Origin of the sequence: Stenotrophomonas sp. NPDC077420 (genome assembly GCF_044543385.1) — a bacterium.
In the GTDB taxonomy this organism is placed as follows: domain Bacteria; phylum Pseudomonadota; class Gammaproteobacteria; order Xanthomonadales; family Xanthomonadaceae; genus Stenotrophomonas.
The window spans coordinates 95987-116219 of sequence record NZ_JBITVZ010000009.1 but is presented as its reverse complement, the minus strand read 5'-3'; the positions used below and the strand labels follow the sequence as shown (position 1 = coordinate 116219).

Sequence of the window (20233 nt, the reverse complement as noted above, 5' to 3'; positions counted from 1 at the left end):
CCTTCCCTCCGTTCGGCACAGGCATGAAAGCACGGCTGCAGACATCGATGGGGCAACACCTGGTCATGACGCCGCAGCTGCGTCAGGCGATCAAGCTGTTGCAGATGTCCAGCGCTGAACTGGAGCTGGAACTGGCCGAGGCGGTGGAAACCAATCCCCTGCTGGAGTGGGCCGAGAACGCCGAGCCCGTGCTCGAGGCCGCGCCGGGCAGCGACGAGCGCCCGGCCGAGGCCGCCGAACGCAGCGATGACCGCGACGACCCGCGCGAGGGGGCCGACGACTGGGCGCCCGGCGAGGGCGAGTGGGGCACGGGCGGCAGCGGCGGCTCCTTCGATGACGACGACAATGGCAGCGCCGCCGAGCGCGTGGCCGAAACCGAAACCCTGGCCGACCACCTGCTGTGGCAGCTGCACCTGTCGCACCTGTCGCAGCGTGACCGCAGCATCGGTGCAGCCCTGATCGATGCGCTTGACGATGACGGCTACCTGCGCGAGCCGCTGTCGACGATTGCCGAAACCCTGCTGCCGGCCATTCACGCCGATGAAGCCGAGATCCTCACCGTGCTGCACCAGATCCAGCGCTTCGACCCGATCGGGGTCGGTGCGCGCAGCTTGGGCGAATGCCTGCAGCTGCAACTGGACGTGCTGGACCCGCAGACCGCCGGCCTGGCCCTGGCCCGGCGCATCGCCGACGGCCCGCTGGAACGGTTGCCGCGCAGCGGGGTGGACGGTATTGCCCACGAGCTGCGCGAGCCGGTGGCGGCGGTAGAGGCGGCGGTGCAGCTGCTGCGCTCGCTGGACCCGCGCCCGGGCACCCAGATCGGCGAGCTGGACCACGACAACTACGTGGTGCCCGACTGCGTGGTCTGGCGCCAGAACGGCAGCTGGCGGGCGGCCCTGGCCGGCCACGCCGGGCCCAAGGTGGTCATTCACCGCGGCTATGAGCAGATGATCCGCCGCTGTGGCGAAAGCGACGCCGGTTACCTGCGCGCCCACCTGCAGGAGGCGCGCTGGCTGCTCAAGGGCCTGGAGGCCCGGGGCGAGACCCTGCTGCGGGTGATGCGCTGCCTGCTGCAGCAGCAGGCCGCCTTCCTCGAGTTTGGCGCCCAGGCGCTGCGCCCGCTGACCCTGCGCGAGGTAGCCGGGGAGCTGGGCCTGCATGAATCGACCATTTCCCGGGCCATCGCCCGTAAATACGTGCGCACCCCGCGCGGCACCCTGGCGCTGCGCGCCTTCTTCGCCTCGGGGATCGACACCGACAGCGGCGGCGAGGCCTCCAGCACCGCCATCCAGGCCATGATCCGGCGCCTGATCGACGACGAGAATCCGCGCAAGCCGCTTTCTGACGCCAAGCTGGCTGACCTGCTCAAGACCTCCGGGATACCGGTAGCGCGACGCACCGTGGCGAAGTATCGTGAGGCCATGAACATTTCCGCCTCGCACGAACGAGTACGCATCGCCTGACGCTCCACCGCGCCAGGCGGGAAGGTTCATTGGCACATCCGAAGAGGAGAAGCACCGATGGAAATCCAGACGTATGGCAACAACGTGGAAGTCACCCCCGCCCTGCAGAGCTATGTCAACGAGAAGGTCGGCCGCGTCGGCAAACACTTCGACCAGCACTGCCAGATCCGGGTGACGCTCAAGCTGGACAAGACCCAGCATCACGTGGACGCCGACGTGACCCTCGCCGGAAAAGCGCTGCATGCCAAGGCCGACGGCCAGACCATGTACGCCGCGATCGATATCCTGGCCGACAAGCTCGACCAGCTGGTCATCAAGCACAAGGAGAAAAAGCACCTGCATGCCCCGGTTCCGGCTCCCTTGGGCGACAATAGCGTCTGACGCCCCCCGCCTCCCCTTTCCATGCCTTTGACTGATCTACTGGCGGCCGTGCGCACCCAGGTGCTGCCGGCCGCCGATCGCGACAGTGCGCTCAAGGCCGCCGCCCGGCTGCTGGCCTGCCGCGAAGCCAATGCCGACCTGCTGTACCGGAACCTCTGCGAGCGCGAAACGCTGGGCAGCACCGCCATCGGCCACGGCATCGCCATTCCGCACGGCCGTGCGCCCCTGCTGGAACGCCCGCGCGGCGCCCTGCTGCGGCTGGAAACGCCGGTGGACTTCGGCGGCGACGAACCGGTGGACCTGGTGTTCGCCATCGCCGTGCCCAGCCACTACACCCATCAACACCTGATGCTGCTGTCCGAGCTGGCCGAGCTGTTTTCCGAGCCGGCCATCCGCCAGGCGCTGCGCGACGCGCGCGATGGGGCGGCGCTGCGCCAGGTGATCGAATTTCCCCCGCCGGCGAGCGCCGCATGAATACCAGCATCACCGCCCGTGAATTGTTCGAACAGCAGCGCGACCGCCTGAGCCTGCGCTGGGTGGCCGGGCAGAAGGGCGAGCGGCGTGAACTGGAAGCGGGCAACACCGTGTCGCGGCGCCCGTCGCTGGCCGGGTATCTCAACGCGATCTACCCCAACAAGGTGCAGATCCTGGGCACCGAAGAGCTGTCCTGGCTGGATTCGCTGGATTCGCGCCAGCGTTGGGAAACCATCGAGCGGATCATGCAGTCGCACCCGCTGGCGCTGGTGATCACCCGCAACCAGCCCTGCCCGGAAGACCTGCGCGCGGCCGCCGACGAGTCGCAGACCCCGTTGTGGATCTCGCCCAAGCGGGGCCATGAACTGCTCAACCACCTGTCCTACCACCTGGCCCGCACGCTGGCGCCCCGGGTGATCCTGCATGGCGTGTTCATGGAGATCTACTCGATCGGCGTGCTGATCACCGGCGAGGCCGGCTCCGGCAAGAGCGAACTGGCGCTGGAACTGCTCAGCCGTGGCCATCGGCTGGTGGCCGACGACGCGCCCGAGTTCACCCAGATCGCCCCCGACGTGCTCGACGGCACCTGCCCCGAACTGCTGCAGGACCTGCTGGAAGTGCGCGGCCTGGGCGTGCTCAACGTGCGCGAGATGTTCGGTGATACGGCGGTAAAGAAGAACAAGTACCTTCGGCTCATCGTGCACCTGACCAAGCCCATGACCGAACCTACCCCACACGGCTACGAACGCCTGACCGGCGATTCCGGCACCCGCCACGTGCTGGACCTGGACGTACCGCTGATCACCCTGCCGGTGATGCCCGGCCGCAACCTCTCGGTGCTGACCGAAGCCGCCACCCGCCTGCACATCCTGCGCACCAAGGGCATAGACCCGGCCGCGATGTTCATCGCCCGCCACAGCAATCTGCTGGAGCGGCGTACGCCATGAGCGCCACCGCCACGTTGATCATCGTCAGCGGGTTGTCCGGCTCGGGCAAGACGGTTGCACTGAAGACCTTCGAAGACCTGGACTACTACTGTTCGGACAACCTGCCGATCAACCTGCTGCCCGATTTCGTGCGCAGCCTGCTGGCCGGGCACGACGCCGCCGCGCCGCGCCGGCTGGCGGTCGGCATCGACGTGCGCGGCCAGAGCGACCTGAGCCAGCTCTCGCACTGGCGCGAAGACGCCAAGGCGGCCGGGCTCGACGCGCAGCTGCTGTTCTTCGACGCCACCGATGAGACCCTGCTCAAGCGCTACGCCGACACCCGCCGCCGCCACCCGCTGAGCCAGCTGGGGCTGTCGCTGCCCGAAGCGATCGCGCGCGAGCGCGAGCTGACCGCCCCGCTGCGGCGCGCGGCCGATGCGGTGATCGACACCACCAGCCTCAACGTGCACCAGCTGCGCCGCAAGGTGGTCACCGAGTTCGCCCTGAGCCACGGCAACAAGCTGTCGCTGCTCTTTGAATCGTTCGCCTACAAGCGCGGCGTCCCGGCCGAGGCCGACTTCGTCTTCGATGCCCGGGTGCTGCCCAATCCGCACTGGGACCCGCAGCTGCGCCCGATGTCGGGCCGCGAAGCGCCGGTGCGCGACTATCTGGAAGCGCAGGCGGATGTGCAGCGGTACGTGGCCCAGCTGGTCGACTTCCTCGACACCTGGCTGCCCCGGCTCGGCAACGACACCCGCAGCTACGTCACCGTGGCCTTCGGCTGCACCGGCGGCAAGCACCGGTCGGTGTACCTGGCCGAGCGTCTGGCACGGCACGCCCGCGAGCAGGGCTGGCCGGAAGTGGCCACGTTCCATCGGGAGCTCGATTAGGGCCAACGGTCCGTTGCAGCGGGCGGTGTATCCCCAATTCATGTTGGGATGTTAACGTTCGACAATGACCTGTGGCATTCTCCTCGTAACTCATCCCGGTGTAGGCGCGTCGCTGCTTGACGTGGCGACCCGGCTGCTGCGGCACCTGCCGCTGAAGACCGACGTTTTTGAAGTACCGTTCGACGCGGACCTGGACGCCCTCCTCCCGCTCGCCTCGGCCGCCTTGCGCCGGGTGGACAGCGGTGACGGCGTGCTGATCCTCACCGATCTGTACGGCGCCAGCCCGAGCAATCTGGCAGCGCAGCTGGCCCGCCTGGGCACCCCGGCACGCCGGGTCTCGGCGCTGAGCCTGCCGATGTTGTTGCGAGTGATGAATTATCCGGAACAGGGACTGGATCAACTGCCCGCCACTGCGGCGGCGGGCACTCGCAATGGAGCGATTGTCGACGATGCTTGAACGTGAACTCACCGTATCCAACCGCCTGGGCCTGCATGCCCGCGCCACTGCAAAGCTGGTGCAGGTGCTGGCCCCCTTCCGCTGCAACGTGACCATGGCGGCCAAGGGCCGCGAGATCAACGCCAAGAGCATCATGGGCGTGATGCTGCTGGCCGCCGGCCAGGGCACCCCGGTCACCGTGCGGATCGATGGCGAAGACGAGGTCGCTGCGATGGACGAAGTGGTGGCCCTGTTCGAGCGACGCTTCGACGAGGACAGCTGAGCATGCCGGGGCCACCGCGACCGGGTTCCAGCGTGCCGGCCCGGACCGCGTCCGGCGCGCTGCTGCTGACCGGCCACGGCGCCTCGCGCGGTAATGCCCTCGGCCGCGCCCGCGTGCGCCTGCCGCACGCGCTGGACGTGGCCGAACAGCGCATTGCCCCGGCCCAGGTGGAGGCCGAACTGGAGCGCCTGCACCAGGCCACGGACGCGGCCCGCGCCGAAATGCACGACCTGCGCCAGCGCCTGCAGGGCGCGCTGAACCAGGAAGTGGGCGAGTTCCTGGACCTGCATGCCCTGCTGCTGGACGACCCCGAACTGCTGTTCGGGCTGGACGAATTGATCCGCAGCGGCCCCTACAGCGCGGGCTACGCCCTTCGGGTGCAGCGCGACCGCCTGGCGAAGGTCTTCGACGGCATGGACGATGCCTACCTGAAGAGCCGCATGGACGACCTGGACCATGTGATCGGGCGCATCCATGCGTTCCTGCAGAAGCGCCCGCCGGACGTGAAGGGCCTGGCCGGGGAGATCCTGGTCTGCGACAACATCGCGCCCTCCGAACTGGCCCAGCTGCAGGCGCATGGCGTGGTCGGCATCGTCAGCGTCGCCGGCAGCGCGCTGTCGCACAGCGCCATCCTGGCGCGCAGCCTGCACCTGCCGCTGATCGTCAACGTTCCCAACCTGCTGCAGAAGATTTCCGACGGCGACGTGCTGGGCATCGACGGCAGTACCGGCCAGATCACCGTCAACCCGCTGCCACCGGACCTGCGCGATTACCGCGCGCGGCTGCGTGACCAGGCCCGCGAACAGCGCGAGCTGGGCCGCCTGCGCACCAAGCCCAGCCGCACCCGCGACAATGTCGACATCGCCCTGCTGGCCAACGCCGAATCGCGCGAGGACGTGACCGAGGCGCATGCGCTCGGCGCGCACGGGCTGGGGCTGTACCGCACCGAGTTCCTGTTCCTGCAGCGCGACGAGCTGCCCGATGAGCAGGAACAATTTGAAACCTACCGGGATGCCGCGCTCGGCATGAGCGGCCGGCCGGTGACCATCCGCACCCTGGACCTGGGGGCGGACAAGGCCGACCGCACCGGCCTGACCCTGAGCAACGAAGAGAATCCGGCACTGGGCCTGCGCGGCGTGCGCCTGTCGCTGGCGCGGCCGAAGGTCGCCGACACCCAGCTGCGCGCGATCCTGCGCGCGTCGGCTTACGGCAAGCTGCGCATCCTGCTGCCGATGGTCAGCACCCGCGAAGAGCTGCTCACGGTGCGACGCCGCTTGAACAAGCAGGCCGACCTGCTGCGCGCCGAGGGCCACGAAGTCGCCGAGCGCATCCCGTTCGGCGCGATGATCGAGGTGCCGGCCGCGGCGATCGCGCTGGAGAGCTTCATCGACCTGGTCGACTTCATCTCGATCGGCACCAACGACCTGGTGCAGTACCTGCTGGCCGCCGACCGCAACAACGAAGCCGTCGGCGAACTGTATTCGCCCCTGCACCCGGCCGTGCTGCGCCTGCTCGCGCATGTCCTTCGCACCGGTCGCGAGCACGGGGTGCCGGTAGCCGTGTGCGGCGAGATCGCCGGCGACCCGCGCATGACCCGTCTGCTGCTCGCGCTGGGCCTGACCGAGTTCAGCCTGCACCCGGGCACGCTGCTGGAGGTACGGCGCGCGGTGCGCGAGAGCACGCTGGCCGACCTGCAGGCAGCGGCCCCGAAGCTGCTCGCCGCACGCGACCGCCGCAGCATCGAACGCTGGATCGAAAAGGCCGGTCACGACCAACGGTCGTGACCTACCGACCGTGGCGCCACCCCATCCCGGTAGGTATCGACCGTTGGTCGATACGCCGATCAACCACGCCCCATCCCGGTAGGTATCGACCGTTGGTCGATACGCCGATCAACCACGCCCCATCCCGGTAGGTATCGACCGCTGGTCGATACGCCGATCAACCACGCCCCCATCCCGGCAGGTATCGACCGCTGGTCGATACGCCGATCAATCACCGCCCCATCCCGGTAGGTATCGACCGTTGGTCGATACGCCGATCAACCACCGCCCCCATCCCGGTAGGTATCGACCGTTGGTCGATACGCCGATCAACCACGCCCCATCCCGGTAGGTATCGACCGTTGGTCGATACGCCCCTCCAGCGACGACGTGGTCGCGCCGTAACATGAATCCAAGCGATAATGACGCGGTGACCACCCCCACTGCCGCATCCTCTCCGGGATAGCGGCCTTTTTCTTTTCCCGCGGGAGCTGTGCATGGCCGAAGCCGTACGCCACGACAAGACGGCGCGCCAGTTGCGACTGTTGTCCGATGCACTGGACAGCGGGCGGCTGGGTCCGGTGCGCCGGCTGGTCAACACGCTGGCGCCGGCCGAAATCGGCAACCTGCTCGAATCGCTGCCGCCCGGCAAGCGCGAAGTGGTGTGGGGACTGGTCGATCCCGAAGACGACGGCGAAGTGCTGGTCCACGTCGGCGAGGAAGTGCGCGAAAGCCTGCTGGCCGACATGGACCCGGACGAAATCATCGCCGCGGTCGAAGACCTGGACATCGATGACCTGGCCGACCTGGTCGAAGACCTGCCCGATACGGTCATCGACGAAGTGCTCAAGTCGATGGACCGCGAGAACCGCGAGCGGCTCGAGCAGGTCCTGTCCTACCCCGAGGACAGCGCCGGCCGCCTGATGAACCCGGACGTGGTGACCGTGCGCGCCGACGTCAACGTCGACGTGGTGCTGCGCTACCTGCGCCTGCGCGGCGAACTGCCCGACCATACCGACCACCTGTTCGTGGTCAGCCGGCGCCACCAGTACCTGGGCCGGCTGTCGCTGGCCGCGCTGGTGACCCACGAGGACAACACCCCGATCAACCGCCTGATCGACGACGAACAGCCGGCCATCGACGTGGGCGAAAGCGCCGACGAAGTCGCCCGGCAGTTCTCCGACCATGACTGGGTCTCGGCGCCGGTGGTGGACGACAACAACATCCTGCTCGGCCGCATCACCATCGATGACGTGGTCGACATCATCCGTTCGCAGGCCGAGCACCAGGCCTTGGGCGCGGCCGGCCTGGACGAGGAAGAAGACCTGTTCTCGCCGATCAAGCGCGCCGTGCGTGGCCGCGTGGTGTGGCTGGGCATCAACCTCTGCACGGCGTTCCTTGCGGCCAGCGTGATCGGCCAGTTCGAGCTGACCCTGCAGAAGGTGGTGGCACTGGCCGTGCTGATGCCGATCGTGGCCGGCGTCGGCGGCAATGCCGCAGTGCAGGTGCTCACCCTGATGGTGCGCGGCATCGCGCTGGGCCAGGTCGGCCAGAGCAACGCGCGCATCCTGTTGTGGAAGGAATCGCGGGTGGCGCTGATCAACGGCACGCTGATCGGCACCGTGGTGGGCATCATCGCCTACCTGTGGTTCCACAGCTTCCTGCTGTCGCTGGTGATCACCCTGGCGCTGATCATCAACTTCTGTGCCGCAGCGCTGGCTGGCGTGCTGCTGCCGCTGCTGCTCAAGCGCATGAACGTGGACCCGGCCGTGGCCGGCACCGTGGTGGTCACCGCCGTCACCGACGTCATGGGCTTCTTCAGCTTCTTGGGCCTGGCCACACTGATCCTGCTGCATTGACCCGGTAACGACCCCATGGCCCTGACGCTCGACAATTACTTCGTCCCCGGCTGGCGCGACCAGGTGCATACCTGCCCCGCCTGCGAATGGCAGGGCACCTCGCGCCAGATGAGCATGGAGCTGCATGAGGACGAGGCCGAATTCGACTGCCCGCAGTGCGAGAACCCGCTCCTGCTGGTAGTCCACCCCAGCCTGGCCCAGGTGCAGGCCGCTGCCGACGCCGGTCATCCCGAAGCGATGGAACAGCTGCAGATCCTGGCCTCGGTACCACGCACGGACTGATGCACTGCAAGATGCCTGCGGCTACGTCCCCGCCTAGACTGAAAACGATTTCAGCCGAGGGAAGACGATGGCACGACAGCGCGCGGGATGGTGGGTGTGGGGGGTGGTGGTGCTCGTGCTGAGCGGCTGCGCGACGCCCCGCGTAGCGGACAAGGGGCACTTCGTGGAGCGCAGCGTCACCGTGGACGGTCGCGTGTCGCGCTACCAGGTCTTCGTGCCGCGCGATGCCGCGGCGCGGCGCGGTGCGTTGCCCGTGGTGTTGTTCCTGCATGGGTCGGGCGAGCGAGGCAGTGACGGCGAGCGCCAGACCACCGCCGGGCTGGGCCCGCACCTGCGCGACCATGCGCGCGACTTCCCGGCGCTGGTGGTGCTGCCGCAGGCGCCGTCCGATCAGGAATGGGCCGGCGTGAACACCCGCATCGCGCTGGCGGCGCTGGATGCCACCCTGGTCGAGTTTGGCGCCGATCCTGCGCGGCAGTACCTGACCGGCATGTCGATGGGCGGCTACGGCAGCTGGAACATCGCCCTGGCCCACCCCACCCGTTTCGCCGCGATCGTGCCGGTGTGCGGCGCGGTGCTGGCGCCGCGCGCGGTGCGCGCCACCTTGTTCGTCGAAGCGGTGGCCGACGAGGCCGATCCCTATGCGGCGATGGCCGCACGCCTGAAGGCGACGCCGATCTGGATGTTCCATGGGGCGCTGGACGACGTGGTGCTGCCCGACGACGACCGCCGCCTGAAGGCCGCCTTCGACCGCGCCGGCGCGACCGATGTGCGCTACACCGAATACCCCCGGGGCAACCACAACGCGTGGGATGCGACGTATGCGGACGCCGCGATGTGGGAATGGTTGTTCGCGCAGAAGCGGTGATGGAAGAGCGCGACGACCAACGGTCGTCGCCTACCGGGCGTGCGGGTGCGTCGGGGCGACGACCAACGGTCGTCGCCTACCGGGCGTGCGGGTGCGTTGGGCGACGACCAACGGTCGTCGCCTGCCGGTAGGTATCGACCGTTGGTCGATACGGCGCGATGCGCGGATACCCCGCACCCTCCGACGCCCCTGGTAGGTATCGACCGTTGGTCGATACCTCGCCACACCGGTTCCTGACGGTGAAACGAGGTGGACGCCGATAACGCCTTTGCACCGCAGCGACAACAATCGTTGCATGAACAGCCCACGCCTCCGCATCGGCCGTGTCTCAATGGTCCACCATGCGTATGAGCTCACCATGGTCTGCGAACGCCGAACACCATGGTTCGATGATCCGGCGAACGCCCGCGTCGTCGCGGACCTGTTTCCAAAAATGGACGAACAACGTCTCACCGAATCCTTGGCGTGGGTGGTCATGCCCGATCACGTGCATTGGTTGTTCCAGTTGGGGGAGCGGCCGCTTTCCCATGTGGCGCAACGATTCAAATCACGGAGCGCCCTGCTGTTGAACCGCCTGCATCAGCGTCAAGGGCGGGTATGGCAGACCGGGTATCACGACCATTGCCTGCGCTCGGACGAATCATTTCGTCGCCACGCCTTTTACGTCATGGAAAACCCGGTACGGGCGGGCTTGGCGAGCCGGATCGGTGCATATCCGTTCGCGTGGTGCCGATGGCCGATGGATGAAGATTCCCGGTAGGTATCGACCGTTGGTCGATACTTGGGCATGGTCCGCGACGACCAACGGTCGTCGCCTACCGGCGTTGCGGCGGTCTGTTTCCCCGCGCGACGACCAACGGTCGTCGCCTACCGGCGTTGCGGCGGTCTGTTTCCCCCGCGCGACGACCAACGGTCGTCGCCTACCGGCGTTGCGGCGGTCTGTTTCCCCGTGCGACGACCAACGGTCGTCGCCTACCGGCGTTGCGGCGGTCTGTTTCCCCCGCGCGACGACCAACGGTCGTCGCCTACCGGCGTTGGGGCGGTCTGTTTTCCCCGCGCGACGACCAACGGTCGTCGCCTACCGACGGCGTCGCTGCCTGCGGTAGGTATCGACCGTTGGTCGATACCCCCATCACCCCAACAACGTCTCCAACACCGCCATGCGTACGGCTACGCCGTTGGCCACCTGGCGCAGCACCCACGACTGCGGGCCGTCGGCCACGTCGTCGGTGACTTCCACGCCGCGGTTGATCGGGCCCGGGTGCAGCACCGCCGCGTCCTGGCCGGCGCGCTTGAGGCGCCTGGCGTCCAGGCCGTACTGCGCGTGGTACTGCTCGAGCGACGGCACCAGGCCCTCTTCCATGCGCTCGCGCTGCAGGCGCAGCATCATCAGCGCGTCGGCGCCTTCCAGCATCTGGTCGAAATCCTGGCCCACGATGCATCCCTTCAGCGTATCGTCGTCCGGCAGCAGCGACTGCGGGCCGCACACGCGGATCTCGCCCACGCCCAGCGTGCGCAGCGCATGCAGGTCGGTGCGGGCCACGCGCGAGTGCTTCACGTCGCCAACGATCACCACCTTCATCTTCGAGAAATCGCCGCCCTTGGCCTGGCGCAGCGTCAGCATGTCCAGCAGGCCCTGGGTCGGGTGCGCGCTGCGGCCGTCGCCGGCGTTGATCAGCGCGGTGCCCTCGCCCGCCGCGGCGGCCAGTTCGGCCACGGCACCGTCATCCGGGTGGCGCACCACGAAGCCGCGCACGCCCATCGCTTCCAGGTTCTTCAGCGTGTCGCAGGCGGTTTCGCCCTTGCGCGTGGACGAGGTGGAGGCGTCGAAGTTGAGCACGTCCGCGCCCAGCCGCTGCGCGGCCAGCTGGAACGAGCTGCGGGTGCGGGTGGAGGGTTCGAAGAACAGCGTGCACACCGCAGAACCGCCCAGCACGTGGCGCTTGTTGCCGACCCGGCCGACCGCCGCATCGCGGATCTGGCCGGCGCGGTCGAGCAGCTGCAGCAGGGTTTCGCGGGGCAGACCTTCCAGGGTCAGCAGGTGGCGCAGGCGTCCGTCGGAATCGAGTTGCGAGGCGGTCATGGGCAGGGTCTGGGGGTCAGGAAACAGGGGTGGCGTCGTCGGGCGAGGACAGCCAGCGTTCGATGATCACGGCGGCGGCCACCGCGTCCAGCGTGGCCGCGTCGCGGCGACGCTTGCGGCCTTCGGCACGCTCGACGGCGAAGCGGCGGGCGGCTTCGACCGAGCTGGAACGCTCGTCGATCAGCACCACCGGCAGTTTGAAACGTTCGCGCAGCTGGCGGGCGAAACCCTGCGCGCGCTTGCGGTTGGGCTGGTCCTGGCCATCCAGGGTAAGCGGATCGCCCACCACCAGCCCGTCGGGCCGCCACTCCTTGATCAGCCGCTCCACGGCAGCCCAGTCCGGGCCATTGCCGTGCACGTCCACCACTGCGATGGCGCGGGCATGGGTGCCGAACGAACTGCCGATGGCCACGCCGATCCGACGCGAGCCGACGTCGAAGCCGAGCACGGTGCCATCGCGGCGGATGGTCGCCGGCTCAGACATTGCCGCTGTAATCAGTCAGCCGGAACAGGTCCACGCCGATGCGCGAGGCGGCACCCTGCCACCGCTGTTCCAGCGGCGTGTCGAACAGCAGGTCGGCATCGGCAGGCACGGTAAGCCAGCTGTTGTCGGCGATCTCCGCTTCCAGCTGGCCTTCGGCCCACCCGGCGCACCCGAGCGTGACCAGCGCATGGCGTGGGCCTTCGCCGCGGGCCATCGCTTCCAGGATGTCGCGCGAGGTCGTGAGGTAGACGCCCTGGCCAACCTGCAGGCTCGAGTCCCAGCCACTGGCATCGTCGTGGATGACAAAGCCGCGTTCGGGATGGACCGGGCCGCCATTGAGCACGACCTGGTCGCGCAGGACGCGGTCGTCGGTCTGGATGTCCATCTGTGCAAGCACATCGCCCAGCGTGTACTCGGACGGCTGGTTGACCAGCACGCCCATGGCACCGTTTTCGTCGTGCTGGCAGATCAGCGCCACCGTCCGCGCGAACGTGGGATCGGTCAGCGAGGGCAGCGCGACCAGCAGTTGATGGGCAAGAGTGGTAGGCAACCTGGACATGCGCCCATTCTACCCGCTGCGTCCGGACACGGGCGTGAGCCTGGGCTAGGATGCGTTCACTCACGCACGGACGCCACGATGAACCCGTCACCCCCACTTCCCCTGCCCACCCGCAGCGCCATCGTGCTGATCGCGCTGCTGCAGGGTCTGCTGCTGTTCGTGATACAGGATGCGTCGGACAGCTGGCCGTTCCAGGCCTTCGGGTCCCGCCTTCGCTGGTACACCTGGGTGCTCAGCATTCCCACGGCGATCGCCCTGACCGTGGTCGAGCTGCGCGACCGCAGGCTGTGGCTGCATGCGGCGCTGGCCTCCGCAGCGGTGGTGGCCCTCGCCAGCTGGATCGGATGGAACCTGGGGGGCGGCGCCGACGGCCTGCGCCAGGGACCGCTGCTGATGCCGTTCTCGATCTGCATGGCGATCGCCGTGTTCGTGGCGCTGCCGTGGTGGCAGTTCCGCCTGCAGCACGGTTCCTGGAAGGCAACCTATGCGGCGCTGTTCGAACGTGCCTGGCAGAACGGGCTGACGCTGGCGCTGGCGGTGGGGTTCACCGGACTCACCTGGATGCTGCTGTGGCTGTGGGCGGCCCTGTTCGACCTGGTCGACATCCACGTTTTCCGCGATCTGTTCCGCGAAGAAGCGTTCATCGCGCTCGCCACCGGCATGCTGTTCGGCTTCGGCGTGCTGATCGGGCGCACCCAGGACCGTGCCATCCAGGTGATCCGGCAGGTCCTGTTCGCGGTGGCACGTGGCCTGCTGCCGCTGCTGGCGTTCATTGCGGTGATCTTCGTGGTCTGCCTGCCGTTCACCGGGCTGGAGCCGCTGTGGCGCACCCGGTCGGCCGCCACGGTGTTGCTGACCGTGGTGATGTTGCTGGTGGTCTTCTGCAACGCGGTGTACCAGCATGAAAGCGACAGCCCCGCGTACCCGGCGTGGCTGCGCCGCCTGGTCGACGCCAGCCTGGTCGCACTGCCGGTCTATGCTGCGTTGGCGCTGTATGCGATGGCCCTGCGCATCCACCAGTACGGCTTCACCCAGGAGCGCGTCTGGGGCCTGCTGGCCGCGCTGCTGCTCAGCGGCTATGCGCTCGGCTATGCCGTGGCGGCCGTCCGCCGGCAGGGGCGCTGGCTGCAGCGGATCGAGCCGGTCAACCGCTGGATGTGCTGGACGGTGCTGGGCGCGGCGGTGCTGGCCAACACGCCGCTGCTGGATCCGATCCGGATCAGCCTGGGCAGCCAGACCGCGCGCCTGCAGGCCGCCGCGCCGGAGATCCAGCGCAGCGACGCGATCAACCTGCGCTTCGACTACGGCCGGCGCGGCGTGGAGGTGCTGCACACCCTGCAGGCCGACCCGCGCTTCAGCGCCGACCTGCGCGCACGTACCCTGCTCGCCAACGTGTTGAGCGAGGACCCGCTGGGCCGCGCGCAGGGCCAGCGCCAGGGCAGCATCCGTGACCTCGCCATGCTGCAGCAGCAGGTGCAGCTGGCCAAGGGCGGCATCGCCCCCGACCCCGATTGGTGGCAGGCCGTGCTGGCCGGGACCGTCGACAACGCCCGCTGCCTGAAACTGGACGAACGGTGCATCGCGCTGCGCCGCGACCTGGATGGGGACGGCCTGGACGAGATGCTGCTGTGCCGGGAACCCGAGTGGGGCGGCGCGCTCTGCCAGCTGCATGTGCGGGACGGGGGGACATGGCGCGATGGCGGCGGAGTGGAGCTTCCGCTCTCGGCGGAGGCGCGCGACAACCCGGCGCAGGACCCCCTGCTGCAGGGTGAACTGCAGGTGCACCACCCGCGCTGGCCGCAGCTGTCGCTGGGTGGGAGCCGTAGAATCGCGATTGACGAGCTGCCTGCCGAAGACGACCAGCCATGAGCGGATACTGCCAGATCGCCCCGGGCCATCCGGTCCACGGGCATTACCACGACCACGAATACGGCTTCCCGCAGCGCGACGAGCGCGAGTTGTTCGAGCGCCTGCTGCTGGAGATCAACCAGGCCGGGCTGAGCTGGGAAACCATCCTGAAGAAGCGCGAAGGCTTCCGCGCCGCGTATGACCAGTTCGACGTGGATACCGTGGCCGCGTACGGGGAGCGCGAGGTGGAGCGGCTGCTCAACGACCCCGGCATCATCCGCAACCGGCTCAAGGTGCATGCGGCCATCCACAACGCGCAGGTGATCCAGCAGCTGCGGGCCAGCCATGGCAGTTTCGCGGCCTGGCTGGACGCACACCATCCGCGCGACAAGGCCGAGTGGGTGAAGCTGTTCAAGAAGACCTTCCGGTTCACCGGTGGCGAGATCACCGGCGAGTTCCTGATGAGCCTGGGCTATCTGCCGGGGGCGCACGCGAAGGACTGCCCGGTGTACAAGCGGCTGGCGAAGATTCCACCGCCGTGGGCCGCTGCATCGCGATGAGCCCGGCATCGCGTGGGCCGGCCAACGGCCGGCGCTACCGGTGTGGGGCGCCCAGGGTCGATTGCGTCGGCGACGCCCCCGTCAAACGCCCATGTACCTGCCGGGGCGGTGGTTGAACATCAGTACCAGGCTCAGCACCACCGCGCCGATCGCCGAATACAGCACCTTGTCCGGCGACAGCACGAAGAACGCCACGCCCATCAACAGGGTGTCGAACGACATCTGCACCTTGCCCGCGCTCCAGCCGCGGGTGCGCTGCAGGTACACCGCCAGGATGCCGATGCCGCCCAGGCTGGCGCGGTGGCGGATGTAGAACAGGATGCCCAGCCCGGCCAGCGCCCCGCCCACCAGCGCCGAGTACAACGAGCTCATGTGCGCGAAATCGGCCCAGCGCGGCAGCAGGTCGGTCAGCACCCCGCAGGCGGTCACTGCGGCAAAGGTCTTCAGGGTGAATTCCCAGCCCATGCGCCGCACCGCCACCCAGTAGAACGGCAGGTTGACCAGCACGAACACCAGGCCGAAGTTCCAGCCGAAGGCGTAGTGGGCCAGGAACGCCAGCCCGGCCATGCCGCCGATCATCAGCCCGCCCTTGGCGAAGATGGCCAACCCCAGCGACGCCACCAGGGTGGCCAGGATCATGCCCTGTACGTCTTCGGCGACCGAGTGGCGCAGCGCCTTCTCATCGGCCACGGTGCCGGCGCTGTCCGGTGGCGGGGTCAGCGGGCCGGCGGTGACCAGATGGCCGTCGGCGTCGTCGCACGGCGCGGGGCCATGGGATTCAAGGGACATGGAGGGTGGGGCCAGACACGTGGGGAGCGGTATTAGACACGATCAGCGTGACAGTTGCAGGTGAAATCGATTCATCCCCCCCGCCGCCCCGCCGGCGCACGCCCGTTGGCCGCCCCGGCAACGCACGACCGTCGGCCACCCCGGCAACGCACGACCGTCGGCAACCCTGGCAACGCACGACCGTCGGCCACCCCGGTAGCGCACGACCGTTGGTCGTGCGCCTCAACCCTACCGGGCCTTCAGGTGATGGGCCACCAGCGCATTGGCATGCCCGTGGCCCAGGCCCTGCTGTTCCTTCAGGAACCCCACCAGCGCCATATGCTTCAAACCGCCCTGGGTAGCCAACAGGGCCAGCCAATGGCCAACAGGCTGGCCATAGGTTCTCTCAATGGATGGGAAGTACGACGCAGGGCCGTTGACCGGGGCGGTGTCGCGCATGACCGTTTCCTCGCAGGTGGGTTCAACCAGTACGACGTCCCTGCAGCTTCGGAATCGACATGCGGGGCCACCGCCCCGGCGTGATGGCCGCCGGTTACCTGCCGCCGTTGGTCAGGAACATGCCGGCGAACAGGAGCAGCAGGAACAGCCCCCCGACGACAACGACCAGGATATGCAGGGCGCCGAAGCGGTCCATGCGCTCGGTATCCACCCGTTCGTCCTGGTGGTAGCGCCGCAGCAGGCTGTTGACCGGCAGCAGCGGGACGAACACGAACAGGGCCAGCAGCCAGCCGACGTTGGGCAGGCGGGAGGCCACGTTGAGCAGGAAGTAGACCACTGCCAGCAGCCCCGGCGCGAACGCCAGATCGCGCCGGCGGTTGCTGGCGGCGTCGCGCAGCTCGCTGAAACACGAATACGCCCAGAGCGGCGAGAACAGCGCCCGGGCCCACGGCCACTGCCTTCCCCCGGTTTCGCGCTGGATCGCCTGCCAGTTGCGCCAGAACCAGTACACCACGTACAGCCCCAGCGTGGTCAGCGACAGCAGCACCAGCTTCATCGACGACGGCGCGTAATACTCCGCCGCGTCGCTGATCGGCTGGGCGCGGGCACCTGCCTCGGGCAGTGCGCGCGGCAGGGCGGGTGGCACCGGGAACGTGGCCGGTGCGCGATACGGATCATGCAATTCCATGTGCAATCTCTAAGTGACAGTGCTACCGGCACGGTGCCGGCCCCTTGAAGCACCACGTACAACAAAGGCGCGCCGGCAGCATGCCGCGCGCGCCCGTTTTCCCCGTCCCCGGCTCAGCGGACTTCGGAAATCTCCACCCCGTCCAGGCCCTGCGACAGGGTGCGTGCGTCGCCCCCCTGCGACAGCTTGATGCGCAGGCGCACTTCATTCTGCGAATCGGCATAGCGCAGCGCGTCTTCGTAGCTGATCTCGCCGGCCTGGTAGAGCTCGAACAGGCTCTGGTCGAAGGTGCGCATGCCCAGCTGCACCGACTCCTTCATCACTTCCTTCAGCTTGTGGATCTCACCGTCGCGGATGTAATCCTGCACCAGCGGCGTGCCGAGCATGATTTCCATGGCGACCTTGCGCGACTTGCCGTCCGGCGAGGGCACCAGCTGCTGCGCGACCACGCCCTTGAGGTTCAGCGACAGGTCCATCAGCAGCTGGTTGCGGCGGTCTTCCGGGAAGAAGTTGATGATGCGGTCCATCGCCTGGTTGGCGTTGTTGGCATGCAGGGTGCACAGCACCAGGTGACCGGTTTCAGCGAACGCGATGGCGTGGTCCATGCCCTCGCGGGTACGCACCTCGCCGATCATGATCACGTCCGGCGCCTGGCGCAGCGTGTTCTTCAGGGCTGCTTCCCAGCTGTCGGTGTCGATGCCGACTTCGCGCTGGGTGATGATGCAGCCTTCGTGCTTGTGCACGAATTCGATCGGGTCTTCGATGGTGATGATGTGCCCGGTGGAATTCAGGTTGCGGTAGCCGATCATCGCCGCCAGCGAGGTCGACTTGCCGGTCCCGGTGGCACCCACGAAGAGGATGATGCCGCGCTTGGTCATCGCCAGGGTCTTGATGATCGGCGGCAGGCTCAGCTCTTCCACGGTGGGAATGCGCGTTTCGATCCGGCGCAGCACCATGCCGACCTGGTTGCGCTGGTAGAAGCAGCTCACGCGGAAGCGGCCGACACCGGACAGGCCGATGGCGAAGTTGCACTCGTGGGTCTTTTCGAATTCTTCGCGCTGCGCCGGCGTCATCACGTTCAGCACCAGGTCGCGGCTCTGCTGCGGCGTGAGCGGGGTCTGGGTGATGGGCGAGATCTTGCCGTTGACCTTGATCGCCGGCGGCATGCCCGCGGTGATGAACAGGTCCGACGCCTTCTGGTGCGCCATCAGCTTGAGGAACGAGGTGAAGTCGATGGTGGTGCTGGTGGTGTTCATGGCGATGTGCTCCGGAAACCTTGCCGAACGCCGGGCATGGCCCGGCGCTGCCGAATCTGTCGCGCCGGGAAGGCCCGGCGCCACCATCATTCGAAGATGCGCTTGTCCTTGGCGTATTCCTTGGCCTGGTTGCGCGTGATCAGGCTGCGCTTGACCAGGTCCTGCAGGTGCTGGTCCAGCGTCATCATGCCCATCTGCTGGCCGGTCTGGATCGCCGAGTACATCTGCGCCACCTTGTCCTCGCGGATCAGGTTGCGGATGGCCGGGGTGCCGACCATGATTTCCCACGCGGCGGTACGGCCACCGCCGACCTTCTTCAGCAGCGCCTGCGAGATCACCGCGCGCAGCGACTCGGACAGCATCGAGCGCACCATCGGCTTTTCGCCGGCGGGGAACACGTCGATGATGCGGTCGATGGTCTTGGCCGCCGAACTGGTATGCAGGGTGCCGAACACCAGGTGGCCGGTTTCGGCCGCGGTCAGGGCCAGGCGGATGGTTTCCAGGTCGCGGAGCTCGCCCACCAGGATGATGTCGGGGTCTTCACGCAGTGCCGAACGCAGCGCTTCGTTGAAGCCGTGCGTGTCGCGGTGTACTTCGCGCTGGTTGATCAGGCACTTCTGCGAGGTGTGCACGAATTCGATCGGATCCTCGACGGTGAGGATGTGGCCGTATTCGTTCTTGTTGATGTGGTCGATCATCGCCGCCAGCGTGGTCGACTTGCCCGAACCGGTCGGGCCGGTGACCAGGATCAGGCCCTGCGGCTGGTCGATCAGCTCACGGAAGATCGGCGGCACGGCCAGGTCTTCCAGGGTGAGCACTTCGGACGGAATGGTACGGAACACCGCACCGGCGCCACGGTTCTGGTTGAACGCGTTGACGCGGAAACGCGCCAGGCTGGGAATCTCGAACGAGAAGTCGACTTCGAGGAATTCCTCGTAATCGCGGCGCTGTTTGTCCGACATGATGTCGTAAACGAGCGCATGGACCTGCTTGTGGTCCAGGGCCGGAATATTGATGCGACGGACATCGCCGTCCACGCGGATCATCGGCGGCAGGCCTGCCGACAGATGAAGGTCCGACGCTTTGTTCTTCACGGAAAACGCCAACAGTTCGGCGATATCCATACGCTGCTACTCCCCATAGACTGCTGCGACTGGAAGGATCTTTCCCCGGTCGGCAGTATAGCCTCCCTGATCGACCGGGTAATGCCCGCCCCCTGAGACCGTGCCCGTGACTGCCCAGCCCCTGCCTGCCCTGCTGCTGAACCTGCACAACGCGGCCACCGCCGCCGGACGGCCAGTGCCGCGCCTGCTGGCGGTTTCCAAGACCCAGCCGGCCGAGGCCGTCGCCCAGTTGGCCGCGCAGGGCCAGCAGGCGTTCGGCGAGAACTACGTGCAGGAAGCAGTGGCCAAGATCGACGCGCTGGCCGCCCTGGGGCTGGAGTGGCACCTCATCGGGCACCTGCAGTCCAACAAGGCCGAGCTGGCCGCGCAACGCTTCGACTGGGTGCAGAGCGTGGATCGGCCCAAACTGGTAACGGCCCTGGCCGCGCATCGCCCGGTGGCCCTGCCGCCGCTGAACGTGCTGGTGCAGGTCAATATCGATGACGAAGACAGCAAACATGGCTGCAGCCCCGACGCCGTCCCGGCGCTGGCCGCCGCCATCGCCGCCGAACCGCGCCTGTGCCTGCGCGGGCTGATGGCCATCCCCGCCCCCTGGCCCGACGCCGCGCGCCGCGCGCAGGCCTTCGAACGCATGCACATGCTGTTTGAAGGCCTCGCCGCCCTGCACCCGCAGGTCGACACGCTCTCGATGGGCATGAGCGGGGATTACCCGGAGGCCATCGCCCACGGCGCGACCATGGTCCGCGTCGGCACCGCCCTGTTCGGCGCACGCCACTGAC

At 67.8% G+C, this 20233-nt stretch carries 23 protein-coding genes; 15 read left to right on the top strand and 8 right to left on the bottom strand.

All coding sequences use genetic code 11. From position 1 onward, the window contains the following. The first annotated feature begins 23 nt into the window (after positions 1 to 23). From ACIGII_RS10970 to ACIGII_RS10915, 12 genes are all read left to right on the top strand, one after another. Complete coding sequence (locus ACIGII_RS10970) at positions 24 to 1463, top strand: RNA polymerase factor sigma-54 (RefSeq protein WP_399638039.1); 1440 nt, start codon at positions 24 to 26, stop codon at positions 1461 to 1463. A gap of 57 nt (positions 1464 to 1520) precedes the next feature. Next, positions 1521 to 1844 (top strand): ribosome hibernation-promoting factor, HPF/YfiA family, encoded by a 324-nt coding sequence (hpf, locus tag ACIGII_RS10965; RefSeq protein WP_399638037.1) that lies wholly within the window; start codon positions 1521 to 1523, stop codon positions 1842 to 1844. Between the two features lie 21 nt (positions 1845 to 1865). After that, positions 1866 to 2318 (top strand): PTS sugar transporter subunit IIA, encoded by a 453-nt coding sequence (locus ACIGII_RS10960; RefSeq protein ID WP_399638034.1) that lies wholly within the window; start codon positions 1866 to 1868, stop codon positions 2316 to 2318. Beyond that, positions 2315 to 3265: an HPr(Ser) kinase/phosphatase gene (gene hprK, locus ACIGII_RS10955; protein ID WP_068849794.1), complete on the top strand. Its 951-nt coding sequence runs from the start codon at positions 2315 to 2317 to the stop codon at positions 3263 to 3265. The genes ACIGII_RS10960 and hprK overlap by 4 nt, the downstream gene beginning before the upstream one ends. After that, the gene (gene rapZ / locus ACIGII_RS10950) at positions 3262 to 4134 is read left to right on the top strand and encodes an RNase adapter RapZ (RefSeq protein ID WP_145478393.1); all 873 of its coding nucleotides are present in this window, start codon (positions 3262 to 3264) and stop codon (positions 4132 to 4134) included. Before hprK ends, rapZ begins: the two co-directional genes overlap by 4 nt. Positions 4135 to 4198: 64 nt before the next feature. Continuing rightward, positions 4199 to 4591 carry a PTS sugar transporter subunit IIA gene (locus ACIGII_RS10945; RefSeq protein WP_399638030.1) on the top strand — a complete coding sequence of 131 codons (393 nt, stop codon included), beginning with the start codon at positions 4199 to 4201 and terminating at the stop codon, positions 4589 to 4591. Then, positions 4584 to 4853 (top strand): HPr family phosphocarrier protein, encoded by a 270-nt coding sequence (locus ACIGII_RS10940; protein WP_399638027.1) that lies wholly within the window; start codon positions 4584 to 4586, stop codon positions 4851 to 4853. Before ACIGII_RS10945 ends, ACIGII_RS10940 begins: the two co-directional genes overlap by 8 nt. A 2-nt stretch (positions 4854 to 4855) precedes the next feature. Then, entirely contained in the window at positions 4856 to 6637 is a 1782-nt protein-coding gene (ptsP, locus tag ACIGII_RS10935; protein WP_399638026.1) for a phosphoenolpyruvate--protein phosphotransferase, read from the top strand. A 476-nt stretch (positions 6638 to 7113) separates the two neighbouring features. After that, entirely contained in the window at positions 7114 to 8475 is a 1362-nt protein-coding gene (gene mgtE / locus ACIGII_RS10930) for a magnesium transporter (protein WP_399638023.1), read from the top strand. A 15-nt stretch (positions 8476 to 8490) separates the two neighbouring features. Next, positions 8491 to 8757 carry a hypothetical protein gene (locus ACIGII_RS10925; protein WP_399638021.1) on the top strand — a complete coding sequence of 89 codons (267 nt, stop codon included), beginning with the start codon at positions 8491 to 8493 and terminating at the stop codon, positions 8755 to 8757. Positions 8758 to 8824: 67 nt separating this feature from the next. Next, positions 8825 to 9625: a prolyl oligopeptidase family serine peptidase gene (locus tag ACIGII_RS10920; RefSeq protein WP_399638019.1), complete on the top strand. Its 801-nt coding sequence runs from the start codon at positions 8825 to 8827 to the stop codon at positions 9623 to 9625. 295 nt (positions 9626 to 9920) lie between these two features. Next, positions 9921 to 10385, top strand: a complete 465-nt coding sequence (locus ACIGII_RS10915) for an REP-associated tyrosine transposase (RefSeq protein WP_399638017.1) — start codon at positions 9921 to 9923, stop codon at positions 10383 to 10385. A gap of 372 nt (positions 10386 to 10757) precedes the next feature. Here ACIGII_RS10915 and ACIGII_RS10910 read toward each other — a convergent pair whose 3' ends face one another. From ACIGII_RS10910 to ACIGII_RS10900, 3 genes are read right to left on the bottom strand one after another with little or no spacing between them, the layout of a single operon-like run. Then, positions 10758 to 11708 carry an aspartate carbamoyltransferase catalytic subunit gene (locus tag ACIGII_RS10910; RefSeq protein WP_399638014.1) on the bottom strand — a complete coding sequence of 317 codons (951 nt, stop codon included), beginning with the start codon at positions 11706 to 11708 and terminating at the stop codon, positions 10758 to 10760. A 16-nt stretch (positions 11709 to 11724) separates the two neighbouring features. Beyond that, positions 11725 to 12192: a Holliday junction resolvase RuvX gene (ruvX, locus tag ACIGII_RS10905; protein ID WP_210131814.1), complete on the bottom strand. Its 468-nt coding sequence runs from the start codon at positions 12190 to 12192 to the stop codon at positions 11725 to 11727. After that, positions 12185 to 12751, bottom strand: a complete 567-nt coding sequence (locus ACIGII_RS10900; RefSeq protein WP_399638012.1) for a YqgE/AlgH family protein — start codon at positions 12749 to 12751, stop codon at positions 12185 to 12187. Before ACIGII_RS10900 ends, ruvX begins: the two co-directional genes overlap by 8 nt. A gap of 78 nt (positions 12752 to 12829) precedes the next feature. On the opposite strand from ACIGII_RS10900, the gene ACIGII_RS10895 reads away from it, so the two are divergent. Both ACIGII_RS10895 and ACIGII_RS10890 read left to right on the top strand, forming a co-directional pair. Continuing rightward, complete coding sequence (locus ACIGII_RS10895) at positions 12830 to 14620, top strand: DUF4153 domain-containing protein (RefSeq protein ID WP_399638009.1); 1791 nt, start codon at positions 12830 to 12832, stop codon at positions 14618 to 14620. Continuing rightward, positions 14617 to 15159 carry a DNA-3-methyladenine glycosylase I gene (locus ACIGII_RS10890; RefSeq protein WP_399638008.1) on the top strand — a complete coding sequence of 181 codons (543 nt, stop codon included), beginning with the start codon at positions 14617 to 14619 and terminating at the stop codon, positions 15157 to 15159. Before ACIGII_RS10895 ends, ACIGII_RS10890 begins: the two co-directional genes overlap by 4 nt. 81 nt (positions 15160 to 15240) lie before the next feature. Here the strand turns inward: ACIGII_RS10890 and ACIGII_RS10885 are convergent, their stop codons facing one another. The 5 genes from ACIGII_RS10885 to ACIGII_RS10865 all read right to left on the bottom strand — a co-directional run bounded on the left by ACIGII_RS10885 (position 15241) and on the right by ACIGII_RS10865 (position 19454). Continuing rightward, complete coding sequence (locus tag ACIGII_RS10885; protein WP_399638005.1) at positions 15241 to 15948, bottom strand: YitT family protein; 708 nt, start codon at positions 15946 to 15948, stop codon at positions 15241 to 15243. Between the two features lie 228 nt (positions 15949 to 16176). Continuing rightward, entirely contained in the window at positions 16177 to 16386 is a 210-nt protein-coding gene (locus tag ACIGII_RS10880; protein ID WP_399638003.1) for a DUF4287 domain-containing protein, read from the bottom strand. Between the two features lie 94 nt (positions 16387 to 16480). Continuing rightward, positions 16481 to 17074, bottom strand: a complete 594-nt coding sequence (locus tag ACIGII_RS10875) for a hypothetical protein (protein WP_399638000.1) — start codon at positions 17072 to 17074, stop codon at positions 16481 to 16483. A 113-nt stretch (positions 17075 to 17187) separates the two neighbouring features. Beyond that, positions 17188 to 18330: a PilT/PilU family type 4a pilus ATPase gene (locus ACIGII_RS10870; protein ID WP_102944162.1), complete on the bottom strand. Its 1143-nt coding sequence runs from the start codon at positions 18328 to 18330 to the stop codon at positions 17188 to 17190. A gap of 86 nt (positions 18331 to 18416) precedes the next feature. Next, a complete protein-coding gene (locus ACIGII_RS10865; protein WP_070208322.1) occupies positions 18417 to 19454 on the bottom strand; it encodes a type IV pilus twitching motility protein PilT in 1038 nt (345 codons plus the stop codon). A 106-nt stretch (positions 19455 to 19560) separates the two neighbouring features. Here ACIGII_RS10865 and ACIGII_RS10860 point away from each other — a divergent pair, with 106 nt between their 5' ends. Then, positions 19561 to 20232, top strand: a complete 672-nt coding sequence (locus ACIGII_RS10860) for a YggS family pyridoxal phosphate-dependent enzyme (protein WP_399637997.1) — start codon at positions 19561 to 19563, stop codon at positions 20230 to 20232. Position 20233 lies beyond the last annotated feature (1 nt).